The organism is Pseudoalteromonas sp. 2CM41L (genome assembly GCF_023161905.1).
GTDB classification, from domain to species: Bacteria; Pseudomonadota; Gammaproteobacteria; order Enterobacterales; family Alteromonadaceae; genus Pseudoalteromonas; species Pseudoalteromonas atlantica.
The window spans coordinates 47,482-72,273 of record NZ_JALNTN010000018.1; the positions used below are offsets into that span (position 1 = coordinate 47,482).

General features: G+C 41.4%; 25 protein-coding genes. 17 read left to right on the forward strand and 8 right to left on the reverse strand.

Annotated elements, in window-relative coordinates:
* Positions 1-54 precede the first annotated feature (54 nt).
* From MTF64_RS17135 to folX, 6 genes are all read left to right on the forward strand, one after another.
* Entirely contained in the window at positions 55-3,417 is a 3,363-nt protein-coding gene (locus MTF64_RS17135; RefSeq protein ID WP_248452102.1) for an ATP-binding protein, read from the forward strand.
* Positions 3,418-3,458: 41 nt separating this feature from the next.
* Positions 3,459-4,085, forward strand: coding sequence for a DUF480 domain-containing protein (locus MTF64_RS17140; RefSeq protein ID WP_121636792.1), 627 nt, complete (start codon positions 3,459-3,461; stop codon positions 4,083-4,085).
* Between the two features lie 69 nt (positions 4,086-4,154).
* Positions 4,155-4,991: an ammonia-dependent NAD(+) synthetase gene (gene nadE, locus MTF64_RS17145; protein WP_055255384.1), complete on the forward strand. Its 837-nt coding sequence runs from the start codon at positions 4,155-4,157 to the stop codon at positions 4,989-4,991.
* Positions 4,992-5,108: 117 nt separating this feature from the next.
* The gene (folM, locus tag MTF64_RS17150) at positions 5,109-5,828 is read left to right on the forward strand and encodes a dihydromonapterin reductase (protein ID WP_248452103.1); all 720 of its coding nucleotides are present in this window, start codon (positions 5,109-5,111) and stop codon (positions 5,826-5,828) included.
* A gap of 24 nt (positions 5,829-5,852) precedes the next feature.
* The gene (gene folE / locus MTF64_RS17155) at positions 5,853-6,407 is read left to right on the forward strand and encodes a GTP cyclohydrolase I FolE (protein WP_004589001.1); all 555 of its coding nucleotides are present in this window, start codon (positions 5,853-5,855) and stop codon (positions 6,405-6,407) included.
* A 2-nt stretch (positions 6,408-6,409) separates the two neighbouring features.
* Positions 6,410-6,766 (forward strand): dihydroneopterin triphosphate 2'-epimerase, encoded by a 357-nt coding sequence (gene folX / locus MTF64_RS17160; protein ID WP_024032091.1) that lies wholly within the window; start codon positions 6,410-6,412, stop codon positions 6,764-6,766.
* A gap of 2 nt (positions 6,767-6,768) precedes the next feature.
* Here folX and MTF64_RS17165 read toward each other — a convergent pair whose 3' ends face one another.
* Positions 6,769-7,203, reverse strand: coding sequence for a YqaA family protein (locus tag MTF64_RS17165; protein ID WP_024032092.1), 435 nt, complete (start codon positions 7,201-7,203; stop codon positions 6,769-6,771).
* 55 nt (positions 7,204-7,258) lie between these two features.
* A complete protein-coding gene (locus MTF64_RS17170; RefSeq protein ID WP_248452104.1) occupies positions 7,259-7,624 on the reverse strand; it encodes a DUF4870 domain-containing protein in 366 nt (121 codons plus the stop codon).
* Positions 7,625-7,805: 181 nt separating this feature from the next.
* Between MTF64_RS17170 and MTF64_RS17175 the strand changes: the two genes are divergently transcribed.
* Genes MTF64_RS17175 through MTF64_RS17190 form a run of 4 tightly spaced genes read left to right on the forward strand, consistent with a single transcriptional unit; the run spans position 7,806 to position 11,532 of the window.
* Positions 7,806-8,507 (forward strand): spondin domain-containing protein, encoded by a 702-nt coding sequence (locus tag MTF64_RS17175; protein WP_248452105.1) that lies wholly within the window; start codon positions 7,806-7,808, stop codon positions 8,505-8,507.
* An 11-nt stretch (positions 8,508-8,518) separates the two neighbouring features.
* On the forward strand, positions 8,519-9,253 hold the full coding sequence (locus MTF64_RS17180; protein ID WP_248452106.1) for a spondin domain-containing protein: 735 nt from the start codon (positions 8,519-8,521) through the stop codon (positions 9,251-9,253).
* Between the two features lie 58 nt (positions 9,254-9,311).
* Positions 9,312-10,037 (forward strand): response regulator transcription factor, encoded by a 726-nt coding sequence (locus MTF64_RS17185; protein WP_248452108.1) that lies wholly within the window; start codon positions 9,312-9,314, stop codon positions 10,035-10,037.
* A gap of 10 nt (positions 10,038-10,047) precedes the next feature.
* Positions 10,048-11,532 carry a HAMP domain-containing sensor histidine kinase gene (locus MTF64_RS17190; protein WP_248452110.1) on the forward strand — a complete coding sequence of 495 codons (1,485 nt, stop codon included), beginning with the start codon at positions 10,048-10,050 and terminating at the stop codon, positions 11,530-11,532.
* Between the two features lie 42 nt (positions 11,533-11,574).
* Here MTF64_RS17190 and MTF64_RS17195 read toward each other — a convergent pair whose 3' ends face one another.
* Positions 11,575-13,767, reverse strand: coding sequence for a S9 family peptidase (locus MTF64_RS17195; RefSeq protein WP_248452111.1), 2,193 nt, complete (start codon positions 13,765-13,767; stop codon positions 11,575-11,577).
* A 176-nt stretch (positions 13,768-13,943) separates the two neighbouring features.
* Between MTF64_RS17195 and MTF64_RS17200 the strand changes: the two genes are divergently transcribed.
* Positions 13,944-14,408 carry a DUF2721 domain-containing protein gene (locus tag MTF64_RS17200; protein WP_004589012.1) on the forward strand — a complete coding sequence of 155 codons (465 nt, stop codon included), beginning with the start codon at positions 13,944-13,946 and terminating at the stop codon, positions 14,406-14,408.
* Between the two features lie 50 nt (positions 14,409-14,458).
* Here MTF64_RS17200 and MTF64_RS17205 read toward each other — a convergent pair whose 3' ends face one another.
* Both MTF64_RS17205 and MTF64_RS17210 read right to left on the reverse strand, forming a co-directional pair.
* The gene (locus tag MTF64_RS17205) at positions 14,459-14,992 is read right to left on the reverse strand and encodes a hypothetical protein (RefSeq protein ID WP_004589013.1); all 534 of its coding nucleotides are present in this window, start codon (positions 14,990-14,992) and stop codon (positions 14,459-14,461) included.
* An 11-nt stretch (positions 14,993-15,003) separates the two neighbouring features.
* Complete coding sequence (locus MTF64_RS17210) at positions 15,004-17,337, reverse strand: S8 family serine peptidase (RefSeq protein WP_248452112.1); 2,334 nt, start codon at positions 17,335-17,337, stop codon at positions 15,004-15,006.
* Positions 17,338-17,551: 214 nt separating this feature from the next.
* On the opposite strand from MTF64_RS17210, the gene MTF64_RS17215 reads away from it, so the two are divergent.
* A complete protein-coding gene (locus MTF64_RS17215) occupies positions 17,552-18,004 on the forward strand; it encodes a cytochrome c (protein ID WP_024032101.1) in 453 nt (150 codons plus the stop codon).
* A gap of 64 nt (positions 18,005-18,068) precedes the next feature.
* Here MTF64_RS17215 and MTF64_RS17220 read toward each other — a convergent pair whose 3' ends face one another.
* Complete coding sequence (locus MTF64_RS17220; protein WP_248452113.1) at positions 18,069-18,731, reverse strand: cytochrome b/b6 domain-containing protein; 663 nt, start codon at positions 18,729-18,731, stop codon at positions 18,069-18,071.
* A gap of 149 nt (positions 18,732-18,880) precedes the next feature.
* Here MTF64_RS17220 and MTF64_RS17225 point away from each other — a divergent pair, with 149 nt between their 5' ends.
* The 3 genes from MTF64_RS17225 (at position 18,881) to MTF64_RS17235 (ending at position 20,761) form a co-directional block, all read left to right on the forward strand.
* Entirely contained in the window at positions 18,881-19,585 is a 705-nt protein-coding gene (locus MTF64_RS17225; protein WP_248452114.1) for an AzlC family ABC transporter permease, read from the forward strand.
* Entirely contained in the window at positions 19,582-19,881 is a 300-nt protein-coding gene (locus tag MTF64_RS17230) for an AzlD domain-containing protein (RefSeq protein ID WP_248452115.1), read from the forward strand. The genes MTF64_RS17225 and MTF64_RS17230 overlap by 4 nt, the downstream gene beginning before the upstream one ends.
* Positions 19,882-20,266: 385 nt before the next feature.
* Positions 20,267-20,761 carry a glutathione peroxidase gene (locus tag MTF64_RS17235; RefSeq protein WP_248452116.1) on the forward strand — a complete coding sequence of 165 codons (495 nt, stop codon included), beginning with the start codon at positions 20,267-20,269 and terminating at the stop codon, positions 20,759-20,761.
* A 108-nt stretch (positions 20,762-20,869) separates the two neighbouring features.
* Here MTF64_RS17235 and MTF64_RS17240 read toward each other — a convergent pair whose 3' ends face one another.
* Positions 20,870-21,055, reverse strand: coding sequence for a hypothetical protein (locus MTF64_RS17240; RefSeq protein ID WP_004589020.1), 186 nt, complete (start codon positions 21,053-21,055; stop codon positions 20,870-20,872).
* A gap of 380 nt (positions 21,056-21,435) precedes the next feature.
* On the opposite strand from MTF64_RS17240, the gene MTF64_RS17245 reads away from it, so the two are divergent.
* The gene (locus tag MTF64_RS17245; protein ID WP_248452117.1) at positions 21,436-22,230 is read left to right on the forward strand and encodes a YggN family protein; all 795 of its coding nucleotides are present in this window, start codon (positions 21,436-21,438) and stop codon (positions 22,228-22,230) included.
* 58 nt (positions 22,231-22,288) lie between these two features.
* Here the strand turns inward: MTF64_RS17245 and MTF64_RS17250 are convergent, their stop codons facing one another.
* On the reverse strand, positions 22,289-23,731 hold the full coding sequence (locus tag MTF64_RS17250) for a PLP-dependent aminotransferase family protein (protein WP_064386639.1): 1,443 nt from the start codon (positions 23,729-23,731) through the stop codon (positions 22,289-22,291).
* 105 nt (positions 23,732-23,836) lie between these two features.
* Between MTF64_RS17250 and MTF64_RS17255 the strand changes: the two genes are divergently transcribed.
* The gene (locus MTF64_RS17255; protein WP_248444119.1) at positions 23,837-24,766 is read left to right on the forward strand and encodes an EamA family transporter; all 930 of its coding nucleotides are present in this window, start codon (positions 23,837-23,839) and stop codon (positions 24,764-24,766) included.
* Positions 24,767-24,792 lie beyond the last annotated feature (26 nt).

Consider the following 24,792-nt stretch of genomic DNA (forward strand, 5'->3'; position numbering starts at 1 on the left):
ATACAATAAATTAGCTATAGTTAAATTGCCTAAAATAACAGCATGACTTAGCCAATGCCGCCAAAAAATAACAACAAAAAAAACACTACCAGCAACTATAAGCTGACCTTTTGGTTATCGCTTACGCTAATAATACTAGTGAGCATTGTATTAGATAGAATTAACTACAATCGCGCAAAAGACGCCCACCGCCTACAAATTTTATCTCAAGTAAGTACATACCGTGCACAACTCGAAGCCACCTTGGTATCAAACATTCAGCTTGTTCGTGGATTAGCGGTTGCTGTATCAGCTGAACCTGAGTTACAACAAGCACGGTTTGAGCAAATTGCAGCGCCTTTGTTTAAAACCTCCAGTGAGCTGCGCCATATTGGTGGTGCGCCCGACATGATAATTCGTATGTCTTACCCACTAAAAGGTAACGAAAAAGCCATTGGCTTAAACTTTTTAGAAAACAAAAACCAACGCCTAGATGCCATTAGAGCCCGTGATACCAATACTATTGTTATGGCAGGGCCACTTAAACTAGTGCAAGGCGACATTGCCCTCATTGCCAGAGTGCCTGTTTATATTCCGCCCGAAAACCGCTTTTGGGGGTTATTATCGGTAGTGCTCGACATTGAAAAAGTATACAAAAACTCAGGCATAAAAGAGCTTGAAAAAAACTACAACATTGCTATTCAAGGGCGTCATGGTTTAGGCAAAAAAGGCGAGTTTTTTTATGGTAATAACAATATAACCTCACAAGAGCCGCTTGATTTTACGCTTAATTTTCAAGGGGGAAGCTGGCAATTATACGTAGCCCCTAAAGAAGGTTGGAGCCCAGCGCTTTCAACTATATGGCCGCTGAGAATCGCCATTATAATTATTTTCGGATTACTAATATGGGCGTTCTTATTCTTTTTAAAAATGCTAAACCGCCAGCAACAAAACGAAAAAATGCTGGAGGCAATGAGCGACCTAGCACAAATTGGGGCATGGTCATTTAATCTAGAAACCAAACAAGTGTATTGGTCAGATATGACCAAAAAAATCTTTAAATTCCCGCTAAATAAAGAGCCGACCTGGCCTATAAACTTAAATTACTTTAAAGCCGGTGAAAGCAGAGAACGTATCACTCAACTGGTTGAATCTGCAATTAAAGAAGGCAAAAGTTACGAAGCCGAACTTGAAGTTATTGACTCTGAAGGACGCGAAATGTGGGTGCTTATTCATGGTGAAGCTGAGCGCAAAAACGAGCGCTGTGTAAGAATATTTGGCTCATTGCAAAATATTGATACCCGTAAGCGCATTGAGCTTGAAAACAGCAAAATTGCTCTACATAACGAAATTTTAGCGTCGCTTACTGCCAACGACCTTATTTTAAGTGGCCAATTAAGCCAATCTAAACAAGTTATTACTGAATCTATTTGCCATGCTTTAAACATTGAGCAAGCCAGTATTTGGTTTTTTAATAGCTCAAAAACCTCATTGAGTCCTATAGCAGCCCATAATATTGAAAACAGAATGGGTAATAATAATGCGGTATGGCTTAAAAAAGAGGCGCCTGATTTTTTTGAAGCCATAGAAAAACACGCTGTGTTTAGCACCAGTGATGCCCAAAATCACCCTCTACTAAAACCCCTTAAAGCGCATTACTTTGCGCCGCTCAATATTAATGCCATGCTGTGCGCAATCATACCGGCGGGAAGTGGCTCCATTGGCATAGTATGCGCTGAGCAATGTGCTTCAATGCGCCCGTGGTCACGTAACGAAGAAAGCTTTTTAATTGCTGTAGCCGCCCTAGTGGGCAGCTTGCATTCAAGTCAGCAACGTATTGAAACAGAGCAACAGCTAGTCACCGCCAAAGAAGCTGCAGAGCAAGCAGTAATGGCTAAAAGTGAATTTTTAGCCAGTATGAGCCACGAAATAAGAACCCCCATGAACGGCGTACTGGGCATGCTAAATATTATCAAGCGCACCCAGCTCAACCAACAGCAAGAGCATCATATTGAGCTTGCACAATCTTCAGCTCAGTCGCTGTTAAATATAATTAACGACATTTTAGACTTTTCTAAAATTGAAGCTGGCAAACTCGATATAGAGAATGTGCAATTTAACTTACCTAAATTACTTGGTGAAGTTGTTGAGTCGTTTGCGCTTAAAGTGGAGCAAAATAATACCAATCTCATTTTAGATGCCACCCAAATTACTATCAGCGAAATAATTAGCGATCCGAATAGGTTGCGTCAAATTTTAAATAACCTGATTGGCAATGCCGTTAAATTTACTATTGATGGGCAAATTCTGGTGACCGCGCAGATAGATGAAACCACCGATGGCAGTTTTTTACATTGCTCTATTATTGATACCGGCATAGGAATAGACGCAGAAAAACAAAAAACTTTATTCGACTCATTCACTCAGGCCGATGCCTCAACCACCCGCCAGTTTGGCGGCACAGGCCTTGGCCTAGCTATTGTTAAGCAGCTTTGTGAACTAATGGAAGGCGAAGTAAGCGTAACCAGCATGCTAAATGAAGGCAGCACTTTTTCGTTTTCTATAAAAATACAGCCCCGTTTAACTAAAGCACAAGATTTACCCAGCCACTTAATTAATGACAAACATATTTTAATTATTGATGCCTGCACACTTAACGCCAATATTGCCGCCAAACAATTACGCGTTTGGGGCGCGCACGTTAATATTTTAAATGACTATAGCGGCATCATTAATTATTTTGATAACTGCGATACCCAACCAGATGCATTACTAGTCGATTATCATTTTTTTGAGCAAGCTGCGCACCCACAAATAAATACATTAAAAAACCGAGTAACCACCAAGCAAAGCAAACTGGTTGTTATGGCACCGATGAGTTATTCGCAAGAGCATAACAACATTGGCATAAATATAGACTGCCTGATATTTAAACCGCTTACTCCGTCAGATTTATTTGATTCACTCACTAACGATAAATACATTGAGCAACAACAGCGCCAAGCACAACTGCAAAATGAGTTAACCGAAAAGCCCAAAGAAATATCAGCGCACGCGCAAGTGCTTTTAGTAGAAGATAACAAAGTAAATCAGGTGGTGGCCTCAGCGTTGTTAAAACAAGTTGGGCTTACCTTTGATATTGCACAAAACGGCCAAGATGCACTAGATAAGCTAAACAGCAGCCAAGACAAAAAATACCAGTTAGTTTTAATGGACTGCCAAATGCCCGTGATGGATGGCTACCAAGCCACGCAAGCTATACGCGAAGGAAAAGCGGGCAAGCATAATAAACATATTACAATCATTGCGTTAACGGCAAACGCAATGCAGGGCGACAAAGAGAAGTGCCTTGATGCAGGAATGAACGATTATTTAACCAAACCTTTAGATTCCGCAGCACTAGAGCCTAAATTACAACAATGGCTTGGTACACAATAAAGGTGTAAGCTAAAAATACTGTTTACTAATAAAGAAAAGCCATGCATTTATCAGCAAATCAGCAGCGCGTTATTGGCTGCCTTTTAGAAAAACAAAGCACTACACCCGAGCATTATCCACTGTCGTTGAACGCACTGACGAATGCGTGTAACCAAAAATCAAATCGAGACCCGGTTGTAAACTTGAGCGAAAGTGAGGTGCAACAAACACTTGATGAGCTTATAAGTCAGCGCCTTGTAACGCTAGACGAAGGGCTTTCGGGACGAGTTAATAAATACGATCACCGTTTTTGTAATACAGAATTTAGCAGCTTACAGTTGAGCACGCAGCAACGGGCAATTATATGTTTACTGCTGTTACGCGGCGCACAAACACCCGGTGAGCTAAGAACGCGCAGCGCTCGCCTAGCTGACTTTACAAACGTTAGCGAAGTAGAAACCGCCCTGAGCGCGTTAGCAAAAGATGACTACGTAACAAAGCTTGAGCGCGAGCCTGGCAAACGAGAAAGCCGCTACATGCACCTTTTTGCTGACCCAGCAGTAGCGCCAAGCCCAGTGCCAGCTACAGAAGTCGCAGAAGTTAAAAACGATGAAATTAACGAGTTACTTGCAGAAATTGAGGAATTAAAAGCCGAGCTTAGCCGTATAAAAGCACATTTAGGACTTTAATTAATAACCACTAAACCAGATAATGTAAGCCTATTTAAAAACAACTTATTAAATAACGAGGAGCTGGCCATGCGCGCCGAAATTATGGCTGAAATGAAAGTTCAGCCAACTATTGATGTAAACGCCGAGATTACCCGTCGAGTTAACTTTATAAAAGCACGTTTAGTGGCAGCCCATAGTGTATCGCTAGTGCTTGGAATTAGCGGCGGTGTTGACTCATCGACCTGCGGGCGCTTGTGTCAATTAGCCGTAGATGAACTAAACGCAGAGCAAAACACTAATAAGTACCAATTTATTGCGGTTCGTTTGCCATACGGTGTACAAGCAGATGAAGACGAAGCGCAAATGGCCGTTGATTTTATCAAGCCAAGTAAACGCATGACCGTCAACGTAAAACCTGCTGCCGATGCATTACACGAGCAAGCTATGGCGGCGGTAGTAGGCAGTGGTGAAGAGCTACCTGAGCAAGCTAAAATTGACTTTGTAAAAGGTAATGTAAAAGCACGCCAACGCATGGTAGCGCAATACGAAATAGCTGGTTTTTGCCAAGGCCTCGTTGTAGGTACCGATCACAGCGCTGAAAACATTACTGGTTTTTACACCAAATTTGGTGATGGCGCATGCGATTTAGCCCCATTATTTGGCTTATCAAAACGTCAAGTTCGCGCACTTGCAACTGCCTTAGGTGCGCCTGAACTATTAGTAACAAAAGCCCCAACAGCTGATTTAGAAAGTGACCGCCCAGGCCTCACCGATGAAGAAGCATTAGGACTGAGCTATGACCAAATTGACGACTTTTTAGAAGGCAAGCCGGTGGCTGCAGAGGTTGAGCAAAAGCTAACTGATATTTATGTTCGCACTCAGCATAAGCGCCAACCCATTCCGACTATTTACGATGATTTATAACGGCTAAACAGCTAGTGCTGCATATGCACTAGCTGATCTATTCGCCGTAATGTTACGTAAAACAAAAAATTGATTTATAGTTAATTTTAACGCCTGCCAAAGAGAAAACTGCATTACATGACATCTCCTATTTTAATAACAGGCGCTGGTCAACGTATTGGCCTTGCGCTTGCTAAGCACTTTTTATCGCAAGGCCAAGCTATTATTATTACCTATCGTACGCGCCACGATGCAGTCGACGACTTAGAACAACAAGGCGCCTTATGTATACACGCCGATTTTAGCAGCGATGCCGGTATAGCTAGCTTTATTGAAACACTCAAACAGCAAACTCACTCTTTACGTGCCATTGTGCACAATGCCTCAAGCTGGGACTGCGAAGCCAGTAACCCTGACTTTTCGAGTTTGTTTGATAACATGATGCGCATTCATGCCAAAACACCGTATTTAATTAATAATGCCTGTGCAAAGCTATTAATGGCATACCAAGCTGATGCTTGCACACCGGCTGACATTATTCATCTTACCGATTACGTTGTTGAAACAGGTAGCCCAAAGCACATTGCCTATGCCGCAAGTAAGGCTGCACTTGATAACTTAACCAAGTCGTTTAGCGCTAAGTACGCACCAAACATAAAGGTGAATTCGGTTGCGCCATCGTTGATTATTTTTAATCAGCACGATGACGAGGCTTACCGTGCTAAAACCCTTAAAAAATCTCTTATGGGTATAGAGCCAGGTTGCCAAGAAATTATTAATAGTATTGATTTATTACTGCGCAGCCACTACATCACAGGCCGCGCTTTGCCTGTTGATGGCGGCCGCCATTTAAAGTAGAACACACATTAAACTGAGAAATTTATGCATGACGATTTAAAGCAAAGCTACCAAAATATTATTACCGCTGTGGGTGAAGATGCAGGCCGAGAAGGTCTTCTCGATACACCAAAACGTGCAGCAAAAGCCATGGAGTATTTAACCAAAGGGTATCGTCAAACGCTTGATGAAATTACCAATAATGCGGTATTTAGCTCAGACGCTGACGATATGGTACTTGTACAAGATATAGAGCTTTACTCTATGTGTGAGCATCATTTATTGCCATTTATTGGTCGTTGCCATATTGCTTACATTCCCGATGGCAAAGTACTAGGTTTATCTAAGTTTGCGCGTATTGTTGATATGTTTGCTCGTCGCTTTCAGATACAAGAGCAACTTACTCATCAAATTGCTAAAGCCGTTGAAGAAGTAACCGGCGCAAAAGGCGTGGGCGTTATTGTTGAAGCTAAACACATGTGTATGATGATGCGCGGTGTAGAGAAGCAAAATTCAAGCATGCGTACCTCTGTAATGCTAGGTAACTTTAGAAGTGACTCTAAAACGCGTAACGAGTTTTTACAGCTTATTAAGGGTTAATTATGGCCAACGCAATTATTAACGTAACCAACTTACGCTTACGTACATTTATTGGTTTTAACCCAGAAGAACGGGAAAAAAAGCAAGATGTAGTGATTAATTTAGAAATTCACTACCCTGCTGATGACGCCTGTAAAACAGATGAAGTGGACCAAGCGCTTAACTATAAAGTGATCACCAAAGAGGTGATAAACCTAGTAGAGCAAGGGCACTTTTTGTTGCTTGAAAAGCTGGTTGCCGAAATACTTGCAGTATGCCATACACATCCAAGCGTGCATTACGCAAAAGCCAGAGTAGATAAACCGCATGCACTGCGCTTTGCCGACTCAGTTTCGCTCACGCTTGATTGGTCAAAGTAACTTTACAAAACCGCTTGTGCACCACTGGCAAGGGCAATAACGGCTAAATACCGCGCGCCTTTGCCAATGCTCACTAATAATAAAAACAGACTAAAACGCACTTTAAATATGCCGCCAATTACCGTTAGTGGGTCGCCCACAATCGGCAGCCAAGCAAACAGTAAGCTATATACCCCATATTTTTTAAATTGAGATTGTGCTTTTTCAAGCCCCTTGGCCGATACCGGAAACCATTTTTTGTGCTTAAAACGCAGCACATGAGTTCCCAACCAATAATTAACACAACTTCCTAGCACATTACCTGAAGTAGCGGCTAACCACAGCAGCCACAGATTAGCTTTTGCTTGGCTTATCATGGTAACAAGTACTACTTCTGAAGAACTTGGTAATAAAGTAGCGGACACAAACGCACTAAAAAATAAGGTGATATAAAGCATTAAGTACTTAAAGTAAAAACCCAGCATACAGCTGGGTTTATTAAAGGGTCGTCATTTATTTTATCAAATTTAGACTCAGTGGGTAATTAAACTCTTTCCCTTCGTTGGCTTTAATACTGGCTAAAACCACCATGATAAAAGAAAAAATAGCCACTAAAGGCAGCAAAACGAGGCCGATTACGGCAAATACCAGTAAAAAACATACAAAGTAAGCTATAGCCATAGTAATTTGAAAATTAAGCGATTTTTTACCGTGTAAATCGACAATTGGCATTTCATCTTTTTTAATAAGCCATACCACTAATGGCCCAAGTACAGAGCCAAACGGAATAACAAAACCGGCTACAGCGCTTAAATGGCAAAGCATAGCCCATGTTTTTTCGTCTTTTGATAACGGCTCAAGCTGTTGATTTTCTTCCATTACGCTCTCCTTATTAGTTAATACATACTGCCTTTTTATTGAGCAGGTGTCTATATAGAGGCAGCTATATTGTTAAATAACACGCCCTAACCCGCTGTGATAAAAAAGTGATAACTTTGTGAGAGTTTCTTGAGGTGGTTATTCAATACTTAGCCTGAATCATCACTTACAGGAAATAATAATGAAAGCTTCAGCATTTACAGTTGCAACCCTTTTAGCAGTAGCTAGCCAATCAACATTGGCAGCAGAGCTAGAAGTAGAAATTACTAACCTTACTAAAGGCCTTTATTTTACACCGGTACTAATAACAGCACACGATAGCGAAGATCAACTTTTTGAAGTTGCAACCGAAGCCTCTGCTGCACTGCAAGCAATGGCTGAAGGCGGCGATATATCAGCACTTGTTACTCAAGCGTCAGCATCGAGTAGCGATATTGCAGAAAACCCAGCGGCAGGCCTTTTAGCACCCGCGGCATCTGCAACAGCAGAGCTCACAACTACCGATGGTAACGAATACCTATCTGTAGCGGCTATGTTACTGCCAACCAATGATGGCTTTGTAGGTCTAGATAGCTGGAAAGTTCCAACAGAAGCAGGCACCTTTACTGTTTACCTCAATGGTTATGATGCAGGTACAGAAGCAAATAACGAACTTGTAGTAGAAGGCTCGGGTGCACCTGGTGTATTAGGTATTCCTGCTGCGCCGGGCGGCCAAGCAGGCACTAACGGTACAGGTATTACAACTGGCGATACAAATACGATGGTGCACATTCACCCGGGTGCCCTTGGCGATGATGACCTAGAAGGTGGAAACAGTGATTTGAATAACACTGTACACAGATGGTTAAACCCCGTTGCAAAATTAACTGTGACGGTTAAATAGGAGAGTTAATTATGTCATCTCTTTCTAATTTTAAAAAAAGTGCGCTTATTTTACTGTTAGCCAGCTCAATAGCCGCATGTGGCGATAACGATAATAACGACTCTATTGAAGATCAAGAACCTGTGGTTGTTGTAGAGCCCGAACCTGTTGTTTATGAGTTTACTATCACTTTTAGTAACTTAACGGCTGGACAACCACTATCACCACTCTCGGTCATTGCATTTGATAAAACCCCACCATGGAAATTTGGTGAGACGGCTTCTGTCGATTTAGAAATGATTGCAGAAAGCGGCGCTAATGAAGAGTACCTTAGCGATGAAAATGCACTTGCTTCAGCCTCGGCTGAAGGCGGCATTGGCCCTGGCGAAACAACCTCTGTAACCCTTTTAGTTGATGCACAAGATGTTCTTAATTTATCTTTTGCTGCCATGCTTGGGAATACAAATGACGCTTTTACCGGTCTTAGTTCTGTAGATGTATCAACATTGGAAGTAGGCAGTTCAATATCACGAACGACGCCCGTTTACGATGCAGGTACGGAAGCAAATACAGAAACAGCTGACACTGTGCCTGGTCCCGCTGCTGGCGGCGAAGGGTTTAACGAAATACGCGACGATATTGCCGATATAATCACAATGCACCCAGGTGTTGTGTCTAATCAAGATGGCTTATCAACCTCTGCACTAGGTGCTGAACATAAGTTTGATAACCCAGTATCAAAAATCGTGATCACTCGTACACAGTAAAACAGCTTGTAATGGGGATGTGAGGCGACACGGATGTCCCTTTTTTACGAGGTTAACCATGCGGCACGAAAAAATACTGGTAGTAGAAGACGACAGAGAAATAGGGCAATTAATAACAACTCAACTTGCTGCGTTAAATTTGCATGTTGACCATGTTGTAAGCGCTGAGCTCGCACTAAAAAAAATAGCAAAACAACCTTACGGGCTTATATTACTGGATATAAACCTGCCACAAAAGGATGGCTTGAGTTTATGCCGTAAAATTAAAGAGCACTACCCTACCATTTCCGTTATTTTACTTACCGCGCTCAGTAGCGATATGGACCGTGTAATTGGCCTTGAAATGGGTGCAGATGACTATATTTGTAAACCCTTTTTTGCTCGCGAATTACAAGCCCGCGTTAAAACACAACTACGCCACCGCTCACAACTTCTAGCGATTCAAAATAACGAAAGCGACAGCCCGAGCAACGAACAAACGCTAAATATAGGCTCACTCAATATTGAATTTAGCTCACATCAAGTTTATTTAGACGAGCAAGCACTTAACCTCACCGCCACTGAATTTGATTTACTGGTATATTTTGCTCGCCACCCAAACCATGTTTTTAGCCGCCAGCAATTGCTCGACAAAGTATGGGGGTATCAGCACAGCGGGTACGAGCATACCGTTAACTCACATATAAATAGGTTACGCGCCAAACTTGAGCTACATCATCAAGCGCCTATTATCGAAACCGTTTGGGGCGTTGGCTACAAACTAAACCCAAGCCAACTTACTTAAGAACCTTATTATGAACCTATCTTTGTATCAAAAATTAGCGGTGTCGTTGGTGGTTATATTTTGCTTTATTTGTGCACTCGTTTACAGCTGGAGTAAACAACTAGAGCTCACCTCAAAACATCATGGCGAGCAAAACCTGCACTTAGCCCTAGCTGAGCATTTAGTACAAGATAACCCATTAATAAAAGAGGGTGTATACGACTACGCAGCCCTAGAAAACCTATTTCATACCTTAATGTTATTAGGCCCCGCATTTGAGTTTTATTTTGTAGATGAAAACGGAAAAATCCTCACTTACTCAGCAGAGCCTGGTAAAGTTAAACGCACTCATATTAATTTAGTCCCCTTAAAAAAGCTGATTAACAACCCAGCTGCAGCGCCAATTTATGGTGATGATCCAAGAAATAAAGCGCAGCAAAAAATATTCTCTGTAGCGCCTGTTTTTAATAACGATAAGCTGCAAGGGTACTTGTATGTAATTATTGGCGGTGAAGCCTACGATACCTCTTTAAACACAATTAAAAATAATGACAAACTATGGCTTGCCGCATTATGGCTTGGAGCTGCACTTGCATTTTTACTGATTGCGATGCTTATTTTACTGCGCTTTTTTACCAACCCTATTCAGCGATTAGCCCGTGATGTAAGCAATATTGAAGCAGCTAATTACAGCCTTACCGATACCAAACTCAGTAACTATTCAACCCAAAAAAGTAACGAAGTGCACAGTTTAGGCCGTAACATTCAAGCCATGGTTACCCGGATTGACGAGCAATTTAAAGCACTTGAGCAAAGCGATAAACAGCGCAAGGAGTTGCTTACTCACTTATCTCACGATTTAAGAACCCCCCTTGCCTCTTTGCAGGGGTTTTTAGAGGTGCTTAATCAGTCGGGGGCGCAATTAAGTGCTCAAGAACAACGTGAGTACTTACATGTATCCCTTAATAACTGCGCGCAGCTTAAACAGCTTATTGAACAAATTTTTGAATTAGCCCATTTAGAAAACGGCGAAATAAGCATTCACAAAGAAACCTTTAATTTAGGTGAGCTTATTTACGATTGCATTGCTAAGTTTTCTCTAACCGCCGAGAAAAAAGGCCTTAACTTAACGGTAGAGCCCGCAATTTGCGATTTTCCTGTTGTAGCCGATATTGCAAAACTTGAGCGTGTTTTAAGTAATTTAATTGATAACGCAATAAGGCACACACCTAAAGGCGGCAGCATAGCTGTAAACGTTAAGCGTATTGATGAAAAGCAATTATTTGTGCAGGTTTCTGATACCGGCGTGGGTATTAAGCATGATGAGCTAAACGCTATTTTTAATCCGCATTACCAGGCTTCAAATTCAAATAACGAAGGGCGCCAACAAGGTGGCTTAGGGCTGGCTATTTGTAAGGGGTTACTAAAACTTATGGACAGTGAGATAAATGTACAAAGTGAGCTGGGCAAAGGCACTATGTTTAGCTTTAACTTGCCGCAAAAAATAAAGGTATAGCCAACGGCTATACCTTTAGAACATTACTTAATTTTGATTAACTTATTTTTTAATACCGGCTAAATCAAGCATAAATGCATAGTTTAGCGCAGTATCTTCTAGGCGTTTAAAGCGTCCAGACGCCCCGCCATGGCCGGCTTCCATATCTATTTTAAACAGCAGTTTATTATCATCTGTTTTATAGTCACGCAGCTTTGCAACCCACTTAGCTGGCTCAAAATATTGAACTTGTGAGTCATGTAAACCGGTAGTCACTAACATATTAGGATACGCTTGCTTTGAGACTTGATCATACGGCGAGTACGACAGCATGTAATCGTAATATTCTTTTTCATTTGGGTTACCCCACTCACCATACTCATTGGTAGTAAGTGGTATACTTGCATCAAGCATGGTGGTAACTACATCAACAAAAGGCACTGCTGCGACCACCCCTTTATATAGCTCTGGTGCTTGGTTAACCACCGCGCCCATTAATAAACCACCAGCACTACCACCGTAGGCAAATATTTCGTCTTTTGCGCCATAACCTTGTGCCACTAATGATTTGGTTACATCAACAAAGTCGTTAAAAGTGTTCTTTTTAGTTAATAACTTTCCGTCTTCATACCATGGGCGGCCTAACATTTGCGAACCACGCACATGCGCTATAGCAAACACAAAGCCACGGTCTAATAAGCTTAAACGTGAGCTTGAAAAAGTAGGGTCCATAGTGGCGCCGTACGAGCCATAACCATATTGCAGTAACGGGTTTGTGCCATCTTTTTTAAATGTATCTTTACGGTACACTAAGCTTACCGGCACTTTTATACCATCGCGCGCATTTACAAAAATACGCTCCGAGGCATAGTTATCTGCGTTAAAATCACCTAACACGGCTTGCTGTTTAAGTAGGGTTTTATCACCTGATTTAAGGTCAATATCGTACGACGAAACCGGTGTCGTCATACTGGTATAATAAACACGTAATTTGTCGCTGTTTATATCGTTGTTGCCATAGCTTGCAATGGTATAGGCACTGTCGTTAAAGCTTAGCGTGTGCTCATCTCCAGTCGATAAATGGCGAACAATAAGGCGCGACTGACCCAACTCTCGCTCTTGATATACAAGGTAGTCTTTAAATAAATCAACGCCTTCTAGCTTAATATTATCGCGCGGCGCAATTACCGTTTGCCAATTTGCTTTATCATGCGCTTTATCTACATCCACCTTCATAAGCTGAAAGTTAACCGCATTTAAGTTAGTGACGATGTAATACGTATTGCCAAGCTTTGAAATACTGTATTCTAGGTCGTCCTCACGCTCAATTAAGCGCTTAGGTTTTGCTTTATTATCATCTGCGCTGAGTACCGACATACCAGAGGCATTGGTGCTGCTGTGCCAAATATATATTTCTGAGCCATCTTTGCTCTTACTAATACCCGTGTAATAACTTGTATCAGCTTCTTCGTAAATAAGTTCATCATCGCTTTGCGGTGTACCTAAAGTATGGCGAAAAACTTGATAGCCAAGTAAGGTTTGTGCATCTTTTTTAATGTAGTAAAAGGTTTTATTGTCGTTTGCCCAAATAACGCCGCCGTTTGTTCCCTCAAGCGTGTCTTCGAGTAATTGACCTGTGGTTAAATCTTTTACCTTTATGGTGTAAATTCTACGGCTAACGGTATCTTCCCCGTACGCCATTAAATTTCCGTTAGTACTTACAGATAAGCCACTTACAGCAAAGTAGTCGTGATCTTTGGCCAACGCATTTACATCTAAAATAACTTGCTGATCAGTGCCTTTAAAATCGCTACTGCGAACATAGGTAGGGTATTCGTTTTCGCCACGCGTTTGCGATGAATAAAAATAGTCGCCTTTTTTAACAGGCACCGAGTCATCGTCTTTTTTAATACGCCCTTTCAACTCTTCAAATAACTTATCTTGCAATGTTTGAGTATGCGCAAGCATTGCCTCGGTATAAGCGTTTTCAGCATTTAAGTAACTTATAACGTCTGGCGCTTTACGCTCGTCATCACGCAACCAGTAGTAATCATCAATACGCGTATCGCCATGAATCGTCATTTCATGAGGTACTTTTTTAGCAATTGGCGCCACGGCGCTCACTGGTTTTTCTGTTTGTTGTGTTTGCATAGTGTTTGTATTTGAAGTGTCGGTAGATGTGCTTTGTGGAGCCTTATTACAACCAGCTAAAATAGCAAGCGACAGTGCTGCAAGTGCAAAGGGAATGCGTTTCATCAATCAAAATCCTTGTTGTTTTTTTTGTTTATTAACTAATTTAATATACCTAAAATAAAAATATGTAGTTGCATAGTTTGTGAAGTAATGTAAAAACGTTTTCTTTTTTACTTATAAAAATCAGTTACCCTATAATTAATTATCACCTCAGTATTTTTAGTTTTTTAAGGCTTTCAATGAGCAACGATGTAATAAACATTTTAACCATGGCAAAAGTCATCCAAACAGCGGTTGCCCCTGTATTTTTAATTACCGGCATTGCTGCCACTTTAGGGGTTTTATCTAATCGCTTAGCCCGCATTACTGACCGTGCGCGACAACTTGAGCGAAAACTCAAGGTAAGCACCGATGAAGACTTTAATAAAACCCTAGCCACAGAGCTGCGAGCCCTGTTAAAGCGCTCTCGATGTATTCACATTGCTTTTAGTATGAGCGTGCTAAGCGCCTTGCTAGTATGCGCTGTGGTTATGCTGTTGTTTTTATCACACATTCAGTCTATTAATTTAGGGGTAACAATTGCCAGCTGTTTTGTGGCTGCAATGGCCTTATTAATATGTGGTTTTATGTCGTTACTTGGCGAGGTATTTTTGGCCACACGTAGTATGCGCCGAGGGATGATATTTGCTGATATTAACGATTAGCAATAAAAAAGCCCGAGATTTTCTCGGGCTTTTATCACAACATTTTAATTTTATTGTGCAGTATAAATAGTCTCTAACACTTCAATTCGCGCTTCTTTAGTATAATCAGATGACTTTAACTGCTCTGCAGCAGCTAAAATATCTTGACCCTCATTAACAGCTAAAACCGCTATTTTAGTACCTGGGAAAACAGACACTACCTTTAAGCCAGACAGCTGAGCTACCTCTGTTGCGTTCATGCCATCTTTAAGCAAAACAGTAATATTGCCAGAAAGCGACGTTAAGTTGTTTGTTAGGACATTTCGTACCAGTGTACCTTTTGTTACTAACGATGAAGCCTCAGAAGACTCAACAACCGCCATCTCACCTTTAGTAGAAACAACATACTCATCAGCAGCAACACTTGTTGGTACTAAACGTAAGTTTTTTTCTACAACGTAAGAGCCAAAGTCGGTTTTGCTGTATTTCACACTATTTACCGGCTTTTTTGGAAGTTGCAGCTCTTTATCCGCTACTGAACTCGCTGTTGCACTTAGAGAAATACACGCAGCAGCACCTAAAATAACTAATTTATTCATTTTCATATCTATATTCCTTACTCTTGACCTGCGTGACCAAATGCTCTCAACGAAACGCCTTCTAAAACGCTTGCGGCACGGTTATTTGAAATACCTACTGCACCTAGTCCGTTATCCCCGCCATCGCTGAATGCAAAGCTATCTGCTGCAGCATCAAGAACACGAATAGTCCAAGTACCTTTTGTTGTCTCGCCATAGAAAGCATTAGACAGTAGTACCGCATCTTTTAAAACATAGCCTGTGTTCCAACCGTTAGTAAAGCTATAAGCTGGGTAAAATAGAGCTTGCTTAGACGCTAGTAATACACTGCGTGTGCCTGATGGAGACGTCACTTCAATTGCTAAATCGGTACCAGCAGATGTTTGCGTACCATCCGCTAAACCAAAGCCCATTTCAGTATTGCTCACATCAAACTTAAACTGCATTGCTTCAATGTTTAGCTCTTCTTCAACAGTGATTTGCTGTGTAACACCCGCGGCACTGTTATCTGGGATTTCTAGCGTAAGGGCATCTTCTTCAACAACAGAGCCAACACCACTCCAATCTGTAATAACTTGCTCACCTAATGCTACGTCGTACTCTTTTGCCATCGCAACTGCAGCACCAGCATCTACACGTCCAAAACCGTATAAGTTATTAAAGTTATAACCTGCTGCATTTTCAACCCAGCCGTCATGCGCTACAAATTCACCTTCACCAACGCTAAGCGTTACAACTTCATCTTCTGCATCGTTGACTGTGCTTGTAGTAGCTAAGATATGACGAACATCACGCCATGTTAGCTCTGAATTAGCTGATAAAATCAGTGATACTACACCTGACGCATTAGGTGCTGCCGAAGAAGTACCATTAAACGTTGAGGTATAGTTACAGCTAGCGTTATCTTCATGTCCTGGGTAGTTGAATGGGTATTGCGATGCCGCAAAGTCTTCGCCATATGCTGCAGCCCATGCCGTAATCGAGCTACCATTAAAGCCTGAGTACCCATTAATACAGGTCATTTGATCAGTTGTTACCATGGCAGGCGCCCAGCGCCCATATTCACCCGCAGGGGCTGAAACCATTAAGTTAGCACCACCGCTTGAGTAGCTTGTATGCGTACCATCAGCATTTACAGCTGCAACGCTTAAGTAATATGGATGACCTTGGCTTGGCTCAAACGCGCCGTTATAACAAGTAAGACCTAGCTCATTTGCACCGTTATCGGCACATAATGACCCTTCACCGCTACCATCTACAAACGAGTTACCGCTCGACTTCATGTTTAGCGCACCTTTACCATCACGAAGGTTAAGGTTAGGGTATGACTCGATAGCTTCATCTAGCTCTGAGTAGCCAATAAACGTTGGGAATGTAATACCGTAGCTGCGGTTAAACGCAGAAATATTTTCTGACGTGCTAATACCGCTACCTGGGAAACCATGCGCGAGTAAATCAGTTTGCTCAATTTTATCGCCACCTAGGTAGTTCATGCCAATTAGACCAGCATCTGGTGCAACACCGCGCCCGCCCTTACCATTCCAACCTTTCGCTGCAATTAAGCCTGCAACACTGGTACCGTGGTCGCCACTGTTTGACAGACTTGTAGGGTCGGTGCGATCCAACACATCAACATCTAAATTTAAAGAACGGTTTGGTAAAACGTTATCAACTAAGTCTTCGTGACGAATTTCCATACCAGAGTCAACAACAACCGCCGTTACGCCAGCACCTGTAACACCTTGAGCGTACGCAGCTGCTACGTTCATATCTTCGCCAGCAACCAATTCTTCTGCTTCTGATTCAGCAAAATCCTCGTCAAAAATAGTTTGCGCTTCTTCTTCGCTGTAACCTAATTGGTTGACATATAAATCAATTAGGCCTTGTTTCATATCATCGCTTAAAGCATACGACTTTTGACCTGTGTTACGTAGGTGCCATTGCTGATTAGCCAAAGGATCTGACGCAATATCACTAATTGTTAATTGCGCAGACGCCGATTTACCATTTGCATTAGCGGTGTAATCAATTACCGCGTCTTCGCCTGAAACAGGAACGTAAGTAAAGGTATCGCCTTCAACTGTTAGTAAGCCATGGCTAAAAGTATATACGCCATCTTGCGCTTCAACCGCTTCACCATTTTCAGTAAATGTATAACTAAGTGTATCGCCATCGTTATCACTTGCATTAAACTCAGCAGTTACAGGTACCCATTGCTTTAAACCGGCAACGGCTACATCGCTTGCTTTTGGTGCAACATCAGTTACTACAGCAACTTGGCTATTATTGTCATTGTCGCTGCCACCACACCCTGCTAGCGTCATAACTACTGCGGCAGAAAGTGCCGACATTTTAAAAATATTATGCTTCATAAACTTCCTTCGTTAATTATTTTTATGATGACTCAAGGTACACAACAGGGGTATTAATAGCAACTCACCGTTTACAGTCGTTAACAATAAACTGACAAGGTGTAATGATATATTCAGAAAACAAGCTGCGAGACATTAAAGTTTCACTTGAATAAAATAAGTAATCGATTCAAGATGTCTAATTAGTAGATATAATTTCTTACAGGGGCAAAACATGAAATTAAAACAATTTTTAGCAGGGGTTGCTTTAGCAACGTGTACACTTAGCGTATCTGCAAATACTGCATTTAAAGAGCCAAGTGATGCTATTGAATACCGTCAAGCTGCGTTTTCTATGATTTCAGTGCAAATTAGCGATATGGGCGCGATGCTAAAAGGTAAAATTCCTTTTGATGCAGAGCAATTTAAAATGCGCGCTAATAACGCAGCAGCCCTTTCTAAAATGCCATGGGAAGCGTTTTACGAAGGCACTGATAAAGGTGATACAGCAGCATTAGCTGATGTATGGTCTGATAATGCAACCTTTGTTAAAAAAGCCAATGCCTTTGCTGCCAATGCAGATAAGCTAGCTTTAGCAGCTCAATCTGGCGATAAGGCGGTAATTGGTAAAGCCTTTGGCGCATGGGCCAAAGGCTGTAAAGATTGCCACAAGCAATTTAAAGACTAATTACAATTAAAAAAATGCACACTAAAACGGCGCTTTATGCGCCGTTTTGTTTTTTTGTTAGCTATTAACTTAGCAAATAACTAAGTGGTTCTTTGCCCCACGTAACAGCCAGTAGCACTAACAACCCAACAAAAATGGCCCACGCCAACCAAGGAGCTTTCGTGTTATCTATATTAGTTTGAGTGGCTTGCTCGCTGTTAGCCTGTTTACCGGTGATCATTGCTTTGACAAGTGGTTTTCCTTTTATTTTATACACAACAATGGCAGTAACATGCAGACAAATGGCATAAAATAAAATATCGAAATTAAGGCGGTGCAGCCAATTTGCAAAATCAACCGTTGAGCTCGACACATACTCAACCAAAGGCCCATCAGTCAAAATGCCATCACTGCTCATTAGCCCGGTCACTAACTGCACTATAATAAGTACAAAAAACAACAAAACCATGTAGCTACCTGGCGCCGAATGACCCACTCCTTTACTGGGTTTTTTAAACTCTTTAAATACTGCTATTGGCGAGTGCAGTAACGCGCTTAATTTTGCCGTTTTACTGCCCACCAGCCCCCATACTAAACGGGTCACTATTAATGCGATTGCGAAAAAGCCAGCCACAAAATGAAGCTCAATCATGCCCTCGTCAATGCTAAAGTAAAGCACAGCAATATTAATCACTAATAACCAATGAAAGCTTCTTATAAAGCCATCCCATACTTTTATACTTTGCATATAAATCCTCAACTTGTTGCCAGGCTCTGGCACATTATTTTGATACTAAAGCCATTATTCCAAAGTTTTACTACCGCTGCATTAATGATATTACATAAAGCGCTATTTATGGCACACTAAACGCACCAACTTATTACTTACTTGCATTAATGAATATAACTAAACGCGCAGTATTAAAAGGTTTTTTTGATATGCTCCCGCTTTGTCTGGCGGTTGTTCCTTGGGGAATATTATGTGGCTCTTTAGCGATTCAAAATGGCTTTAGTGCCTTTGAAACACAAGCAATGTCATTACTTGTATTCGCGGGTTCAGCACAATTAGTTGCAATTGAACTAATGGCCGGTAACACCCCTTTACTGACTATTCTATTTACCACATTTATTATTAGCTCTCGGCATTTTTTATACGGTTTAGCCGTACGCCATAAAGTTATTTCACAGCCATTACGCTGGCGCTTACCAATAAGTTTTGTACTGACCGACGAGCTGTTTGCCTTTTCGCATCACCGCAAAGCCTACAAAACAAAAGCGCGCCTAATATACGCTTTAAGCGCGGGTTCTAGTTTTTATATTGCATGGAACCTTTGGACACTCATAGGCATAGTTGCAGGAAGTGTGCTCCCTGATTTAACAAATTTAGGGCTCGACTTTGCTATTGCAGCTACATTTATTGCGCTTGTGGTACCGGGCATAAAAAATTTAGCCTCGCTGGTTACAGTGATTGTTGCGGGTATTAGCGCCACAGTTTTAAAAAGCACGGGGTTTGAGTTGTGGTTGGTTTGTGCTGCTCTACTTGCAATGAGTGCAGGCTACTTTACTGCAAGGCTTACACAAAAAAAGGACAGCCCGTTATGATGCTCACTATATTATTAATGGCGTGTATTACCTTTTTTACTCGTTACTTATTTTTACATCAACGCCTTGGTTTTAAAGTGGGCCCTAAAATGCAGCATTTTTTAAGCTTTAGCGCACCCGCTGTACTAACCGCTATTTGGGTACCCATTATTTTTATAAATGAAGACGGGCTCAACCTAAACTGGCATAACCCTTATTTAAGCGCAGCTATCGTTGCCATTATTGTTGCCTATAAAACACATAATATTTATTACACAACGCTTGCCAGTATGGGGTTATTTTTAATTTTAAACTAGGGCGTGTTGACCTTTGGCGTTTGAATTTGCAGCAGTATGTTTGGTTTTTAGGCAAGGCAGAGCCTGTGAAGTGTGGTTATTCCCCATAAATAGGCGATAACGTAGCATAAATGCCAAACATGCGCTGCCCTTTGGGTTCTGCCTAGGGGCGATAAACTCTTTGTTGCTCGGTTTTTACTTAGCCCACTAGGTTACAAACCTCGCGCCGCGATTTGATCGCCCCTAGGTTGAACAAATTTCAATCCGCAAAGTTCAACACGCCCTAAATAACAGCCAACCCATTAGCGCATAGTCAAGCGCGGTATTAACAAGCCTAAATTTTATACTTTTAGTAACGCGCTACAGCGGGTAGAATGTAGCTAACAACAATAAAAAAGCATCCATCATGCATGAATTTCATCAATTAACGGCTACTGCGTTAGACGGTAGAACAATTAATTTTAGCGACTTTGAAGGCAAGGTTGTGCTTATTGTTAATACCGCAAGTGAGTGTGGTTTTACTAAACAGTACGAGTCGCTACAAACTCTTCATAGTAAGTACGCGAAAAACGGATTGGTTATTATTGGTTTTCCATGTAATCAATTTGGTCAGCAAGAGCCAGGCGACGCGACGCAAATACAACAAGGCTGTTTAATTAATTACGGGGTAAGCTTTTTAATGGCCGCTAAGGTGGATGTCAACGGTCGTCACGCCCACCCTGTATTTAGGTATTTAAAATCGGCCTTACCCGGCTTTTTAACACGAAAAATAAAGTGGAACTTCACCAAGTTTTTGATAGCGTCCGATGGCACACCTATCAAGCGCTATGCGCCTTTTACAAAACCAGAAAAGCTAGAAACCACTATTCAACAAGCACTCGCTAAATTAAGTGCACAATAAGTAATAAAGAGGCATAAAGCCTCTTTACTGCCAATATTTAGCCTTTAAACATGCGTAAACGCACATTCAAACCCTAATAAAAAGGCGCATTATTTTAACTAGCACAATTTAGTCTATGTAATCGTTTAAGTCGTCTTCACCTAGGTTTTTACGCAAACGTTTTTGCTCAAGGTAATCTTCCAACTTCTTTTTCACCTTTTGCTTTTTTTTGTCATGCTGATTACGCCCGACCATTTCGTACTCGTCTTCAACAAAATCATCATCTAGCGCATCGTAACTAAATGTCTTACCCACAACCCACTCCATAAAGTGTTTGAGACCAACTCAGGTTTATTCCTGCACTTGGTAAATTAAAAATGTTTAGCGCTAAGATACGAACAAATTAGCACCAAAATAAAGCCACGTGACTATCGTAAATAGCCTTCATGTCAATATTGTGAATAAATAGCGCTAAATTAAGAAAGTGGAAAGTGAGAGTTTTTTATCGTTTCGACAAATAAAATTTATCATTTATTTATTTTTAGTGTTTTTGACTAAAAAGTAGTTTATTTATCAAAATTAAAAATCATTACAAACACACAAATTTTCATAACCTACTGTTTTAAAATAAAAATAAATAATGGCACCAAACTTGTTAATACTTAGCTGTCATCAACAATTATTAGAGAATAAACATGAAAAATTTACTATTAGTAAGCGCTTTAATTTGTACACCCGCTGCAATGGCACATAACGATAGCAATGCGGGTATTTCGTTTAGCAATGAGCAGTGCAATGTAGAGTTTAAAAACGATGTACGCATTAAACCTAGCGAATTAGAAATTTTTACCGCATCTAATCAATTCATGCGCTTTAACAGCAATGGCAACTTAACTATAAATGGCGAACAAGTATCCATTAACAGCGAACAGCGCCAAGCGCTTACCCAGTATTCAGACAACTTACGTACGCAGCTACCTGAGGTCGCTAATATTGCCCTAGACGGAGTAAAAATAGCCGGTGTAGCATTAGAGGAAGTAGCTAACGCATTTAATATTGATGGCCTTGATGACTTATCTGGCCTGATGGACGATATAAGACTTGAAGTAGAAAACACCTTTTATCAACAAGGTACGTTTGTAATGGGCCAACAAAGCTTTAATCAATTTGGTGAAAACTTTGAACACCAATTTGAGGAGCAAATAGAAACCGTGGTTGAGTCTGCCGTTATGCAATCAATGGGCAGTATTTTAGTTGCTTTAGGCTCTGAGCTGCTTGGTTCGGGTGGAGATATGGATGCATTTGAGCAACGCATGGAAAATATGGGCGCGCAAATAGAAGAAAAAGCAGAGCTGCATGCCAGTGCGCTTGAAAAGCGTGCCAACTCTTTATGCGACAGCTTTGCCAACATAGCACAGCAAGAAGAGCAATTAGTAGCGCAGTTACCCCAGCTAAAAGGCTACGAGCTATTTACCATTAAACAAAATTAATACACCGCACCGTATTTAACATCCCTTTAGCAGCACTTGTATATTAGGTGCTGCTTTTTTATTCTTTTAGCGTGTGAGCCAGCGCACCTAACGTGGTAATAGCCTGCTCTATTTTTTCGCTCCACTGCACCCCGTAACTTAGCCTAATACAGCTTTTATACTTATTACTTGCTGAAAAAATAAGTCCGGGGGTTATGCTAATACCAGCTTCTAACGCCAGTAAAAATAACTTTTGACTGTCTACCCCTTGGCCTAAATCAAGCCAAATAACACACCCACCTTTAGGGTCACTAATACGTGTATTTTTAGGCATCGCGTTTAATAAGCACCACCGCATGCGCTCTTTGTTATTACGTAAGCGCTGCCTAAGTACTTTTAAATTACGGTCATACTCACCACTGGCTATAAACTCAGAAAGCGTCCACTGATTTATAAGTGAGGCAGAGCAACTTAATGCACGCTTATGCCGGCGCGCTTGTCCAGCAAACTTGCCTGCTATTAACCAACCTACTCGATAACTTGGTGCAGCCGTTTTTGAAAACGAGGCGCAACTGATCACAAGCCCTTTTTTGGAATACGCTAAAGCGGGCGTGCCACGCTTGGCAGTAAAGTGCAGATCACCGTACACATCATCTTCTATAAGAACAACATTATGTGACTCTATTAAGTCCACCATTTGCTTACGGCTGTCATCGCTCATAAAGCTGCCAACCGGGTTATTTATGGCGGTCGAAAACAAGCATGCTTTTATATCATGTTGTTCAAGCGCTTGAGCTAAGTCGTTAAGCCAAATACCATTGTCGGGGCATAGCGGGATTTCAAGCGCCTTTAATCCTAAGCTCTCTATTAGTTCAATAATGCCGTGATAACAGGGGGTTTCAATTGCAACCACATCGCCGGGCTTAGTAACACACTTAAGTGCGATAGCCAGCGCCTCTTGCGCGCCATTGGTGATCACCAGTTCATCTATATTTACACCAATACCAAAGCCTAAGTATCTATGCACTAATTGCTTTTTAAGCGCAGCAAAACCATCAATAGGGCCATAATTAATAACACTCGCCCCAGCAATTGTCATAACCCGACGCATGGTACGGGCTAAAGCTTTATCGGTAGGCGCGGCAGCAACGGGATTGGCAATACCAAAGGCAATTACATTAGGTTGATGAATAGCGCTGTATACCTGCTCTATTAATGCTTGTTTATTTACAGTGACAGGCTCGCGGCTTAGTTTTACACGCTTTGGCAAACTGTAAACCGTATTAAGCACCGTTAAAAAGTAGCCCGATTTTTCACGTGCCTCTACTAACCCTTGATCTTCTAACGCTTGATACGCTTGCTTAACCGTCGGAATGCTAATATTTAAGTTACTGGCCATTTTACGAAGCGAAGGAAGCTTTTCCCCAGGTAGTAATACCTTTTGCGCTTGCATGTCTTTAATTAGCTCAATAACTTGTTGGTATAAAAACTCGGCTTTTTGCTTATTGGCAGCTGGCTGCATATCTCGCCTCAAATCTGTATAGGTTACATTTATACTTTTCTGTATATGGTAAGTATACAGATAGACTCTAAAATAACCACTCAATCGGTTTTTTAGAGGTTTGCCATGAAAAGCGCAGCGCTATATCTCACAACAGTGTTAATTTGGGGCTCTACGTGGCTCGCGATTTCGTTTCAGCTAGGCGATATTGCTGTGGAGCTTTCTTTGTTTTATCGCTTTGCCATAGCAGCTGCATGTATGTGGCTATTTGTGGCCTACAAAAAGCCTAATATGCGATTTTCGTTAGTCGATCATGGCTTTTTTGCTTTATTGGCCATTTCTAACTTTGGCTTAAATTATTTGCTTTTGTATTGGGCACAAAACTACCTCTCATCGGCAATGGCCTCTATTGCATTTTCAATGTTGCTAATAATGAACATAGTCAACACCCGTTTATTTTTTGCAAAGCCCATTGCCAAACGTATTTACTGCGGCGCGCTAATCGGCGTGGTGGGTATCATTTGTCTGTTTTGGCCGCATTTACAGCAATTCGACTTGAGTAATGGGGCGTTGGTCGGGTTACTACTTGCCCTTGGGGGTACCTTTGTGGCTTCATTGGGCAATATGATTAGTGTACGTAATTCTAATCGTCAAATAGGTGTGCTGCAGGGTAACGCATGGGGCATGTTATATAGCGCAGTAGGTTTAGCCGTTTATGTATTAATAAATGGTATAACGGTCAGTTTTAGTGCCCCTACCAGCTATTGGTTGTCGCTATTGTATTTATCTGTTTTTGGCACTGTGATTGCGTTTGGCTGCTATTTTGCCTTGTTAAAAAACATTGGCCCCGAAAAAGCAAGCTACGCCATAGTGCTGTTTCCGTTAGTGGCCGTTGCATTAAGCAGCTTTTTTGAAGGCTTTGAATGGCATGCAAACACCTTTGCCGGCTTTAGTTTAGTACTACTGGGTAATGCAATTGTACTTACCCCCACAAAAAGAATTAACGCCTTTTTAGCAAGCCGCAGCGTTGCTAAAAATGGCTCCGTCCCCAGTTAGAGGCGTTTTTAACGCACTAACACAAA

Excerpts from the sequence above, each read along its gene's own strand:
- folE (WP_004589001.1), top strand. The coding sequence starts at position 5,853 with ATGCATGACGATTTAAAGCAAAGCTACCAAAATATTATTACCGCTGTG.
- MTF64_RS17215 (WP_024032101.1), top strand. The coding sequence starts at position 17,552 with ATGAAATTAAAACAATTTTTAGCAGGGGTTGCTTTAGCAACGTGTACA.
- MTF64_RS17250 (WP_064386639.1), bottom strand. The coding sequence starts at position 23,731 with ATGCAGCCAGCTGCCAATAAGCAAAAAGCCGAGTTTTTATACCAACAA.
- MTF64_RS17140 (WP_121636792.1), top strand. The coding sequence starts at position 3,459 with ATGCATTTATCAGCAAATCAGCAGCGCGTTATTGGCTGCCTTTTAGAA.
- folM (WP_248452103.1), top strand. The coding sequence starts at position 5,109 with ATGACATCTCCTATTTTAATAACAGGCGCTGGTCAACGTATTGGCCTT.
- MTF64_RS17165 (WP_024032092.1), bottom strand. The coding sequence starts at position 7,203 with ATGCTTTATATCACCTTATTTTTTAGTGCGTTTGTGTCCGCTACTTTA.
- MTF64_RS17220 (WP_248452113.1), bottom strand. The coding sequence starts at position 18,731 with ATGCAAAGTATAAAAGTATGGGATGGCTTTATAAGAAGCTTTCATTGG.
- MTF64_RS17190 (WP_248452110.1), top strand. The coding sequence starts at position 10,048 with ATGAACCTATCTTTGTATCAAAAATTAGCGGTGTCGTTGGTGGTTATA.
- MTF64_RS17195 (WP_248452111.1), bottom strand. The coding sequence starts at position 13,767 with ATGAAACGCATTCCCTTTGCACTTGCAGCACTGTCGCTTGCTATTTTA.
- MTF64_RS17210 (WP_248452112.1), bottom strand. The coding sequence starts at position 17,337 with ATGAAGCATAATATTTTTAAAATGTCGGCACTTTCTGCCGCAGTAGTT.
- MTF64_RS17200 (WP_004589012.1), top strand. The coding sequence starts at position 13,944 with ATGAGCAACGATGTAATAAACATTTTAACCATGGCAAAAGTCATCCAA.
- MTF64_RS17245 (WP_248452117.1), top strand. The coding sequence starts at position 21,436 with ATGAAAAATTTACTATTAGTAAGCGCTTTAATTTGTACACCCGCTGCA.
- folX (WP_024032091.1), top strand. The coding sequence starts at position 6,410 with ATGGCCAACGCAATTATTAACGTAACCAACTTACGCTTACGTACATTT.
- MTF64_RS17230 (WP_248452115.1), top strand. The coding sequence starts at position 19,582 with ATGATGCTCACTATATTATTAATGGCGTGTATTACCTTTTTTACTCGT.
- MTF64_RS17255 (WP_248444119.1), top strand. The coding sequence starts at position 23,837 with ATGAAAAGCGCAGCGCTATATCTCACAACAGTGTTAATTTGGGGCTCT.
- MTF64_RS17175 (WP_248452105.1), top strand. The coding sequence starts at position 7,806 with ATGAAAGCTTCAGCATTTACAGTTGCAACCCTTTTAGCAGTAGCTAGC.
- MTF64_RS17225 (WP_248452114.1), top strand. The coding sequence starts at position 18,881 with ATGAATATAACTAAACGCGCAGTATTAAAAGGTTTTTTTGATATGCTC.
- MTF64_RS17135 (WP_248452102.1), top strand. The coding sequence starts at position 55 with ATGCCGCCAAAAAATAACAACAAAAAAAACACTACCAGCAACTATAAG.
- MTF64_RS17180 (WP_248452106.1), top strand. The coding sequence starts at position 8,519 with ATGTCATCTCTTTCTAATTTTAAAAAAAGTGCGCTTATTTTACTGTTA.
- MTF64_RS17235 (WP_248452116.1), top strand. The coding sequence starts at position 20,267 with ATGCATGAATTTCATCAATTAACGGCTACTGCGTTAGACGGTAGAACA.
- MTF64_RS17185 (WP_248452108.1), top strand. The coding sequence starts at position 9,312 with ATGCGGCACGAAAAAATACTGGTAGTAGAAGACGACAGAGAAATAGGG.
- nadE (WP_055255384.1), top strand. The coding sequence starts at position 4,155 with ATGCGCGCCGAAATTATGGCTGAAATGAAAGTTCAGCCAACTATTGAT.
- MTF64_RS17205 (WP_004589013.1), bottom strand. The coding sequence starts at position 14,992 with ATGAAAATGAATAAATTAGTTATTTTAGGTGCTGCTGCGTGTATTTCT.
- MTF64_RS17170 (WP_248452104.1), bottom strand. The coding sequence starts at position 7,624 with ATGGAAGAAAATCAACAGCTTGAGCCGTTATCAAAAGACGAAAAAACA.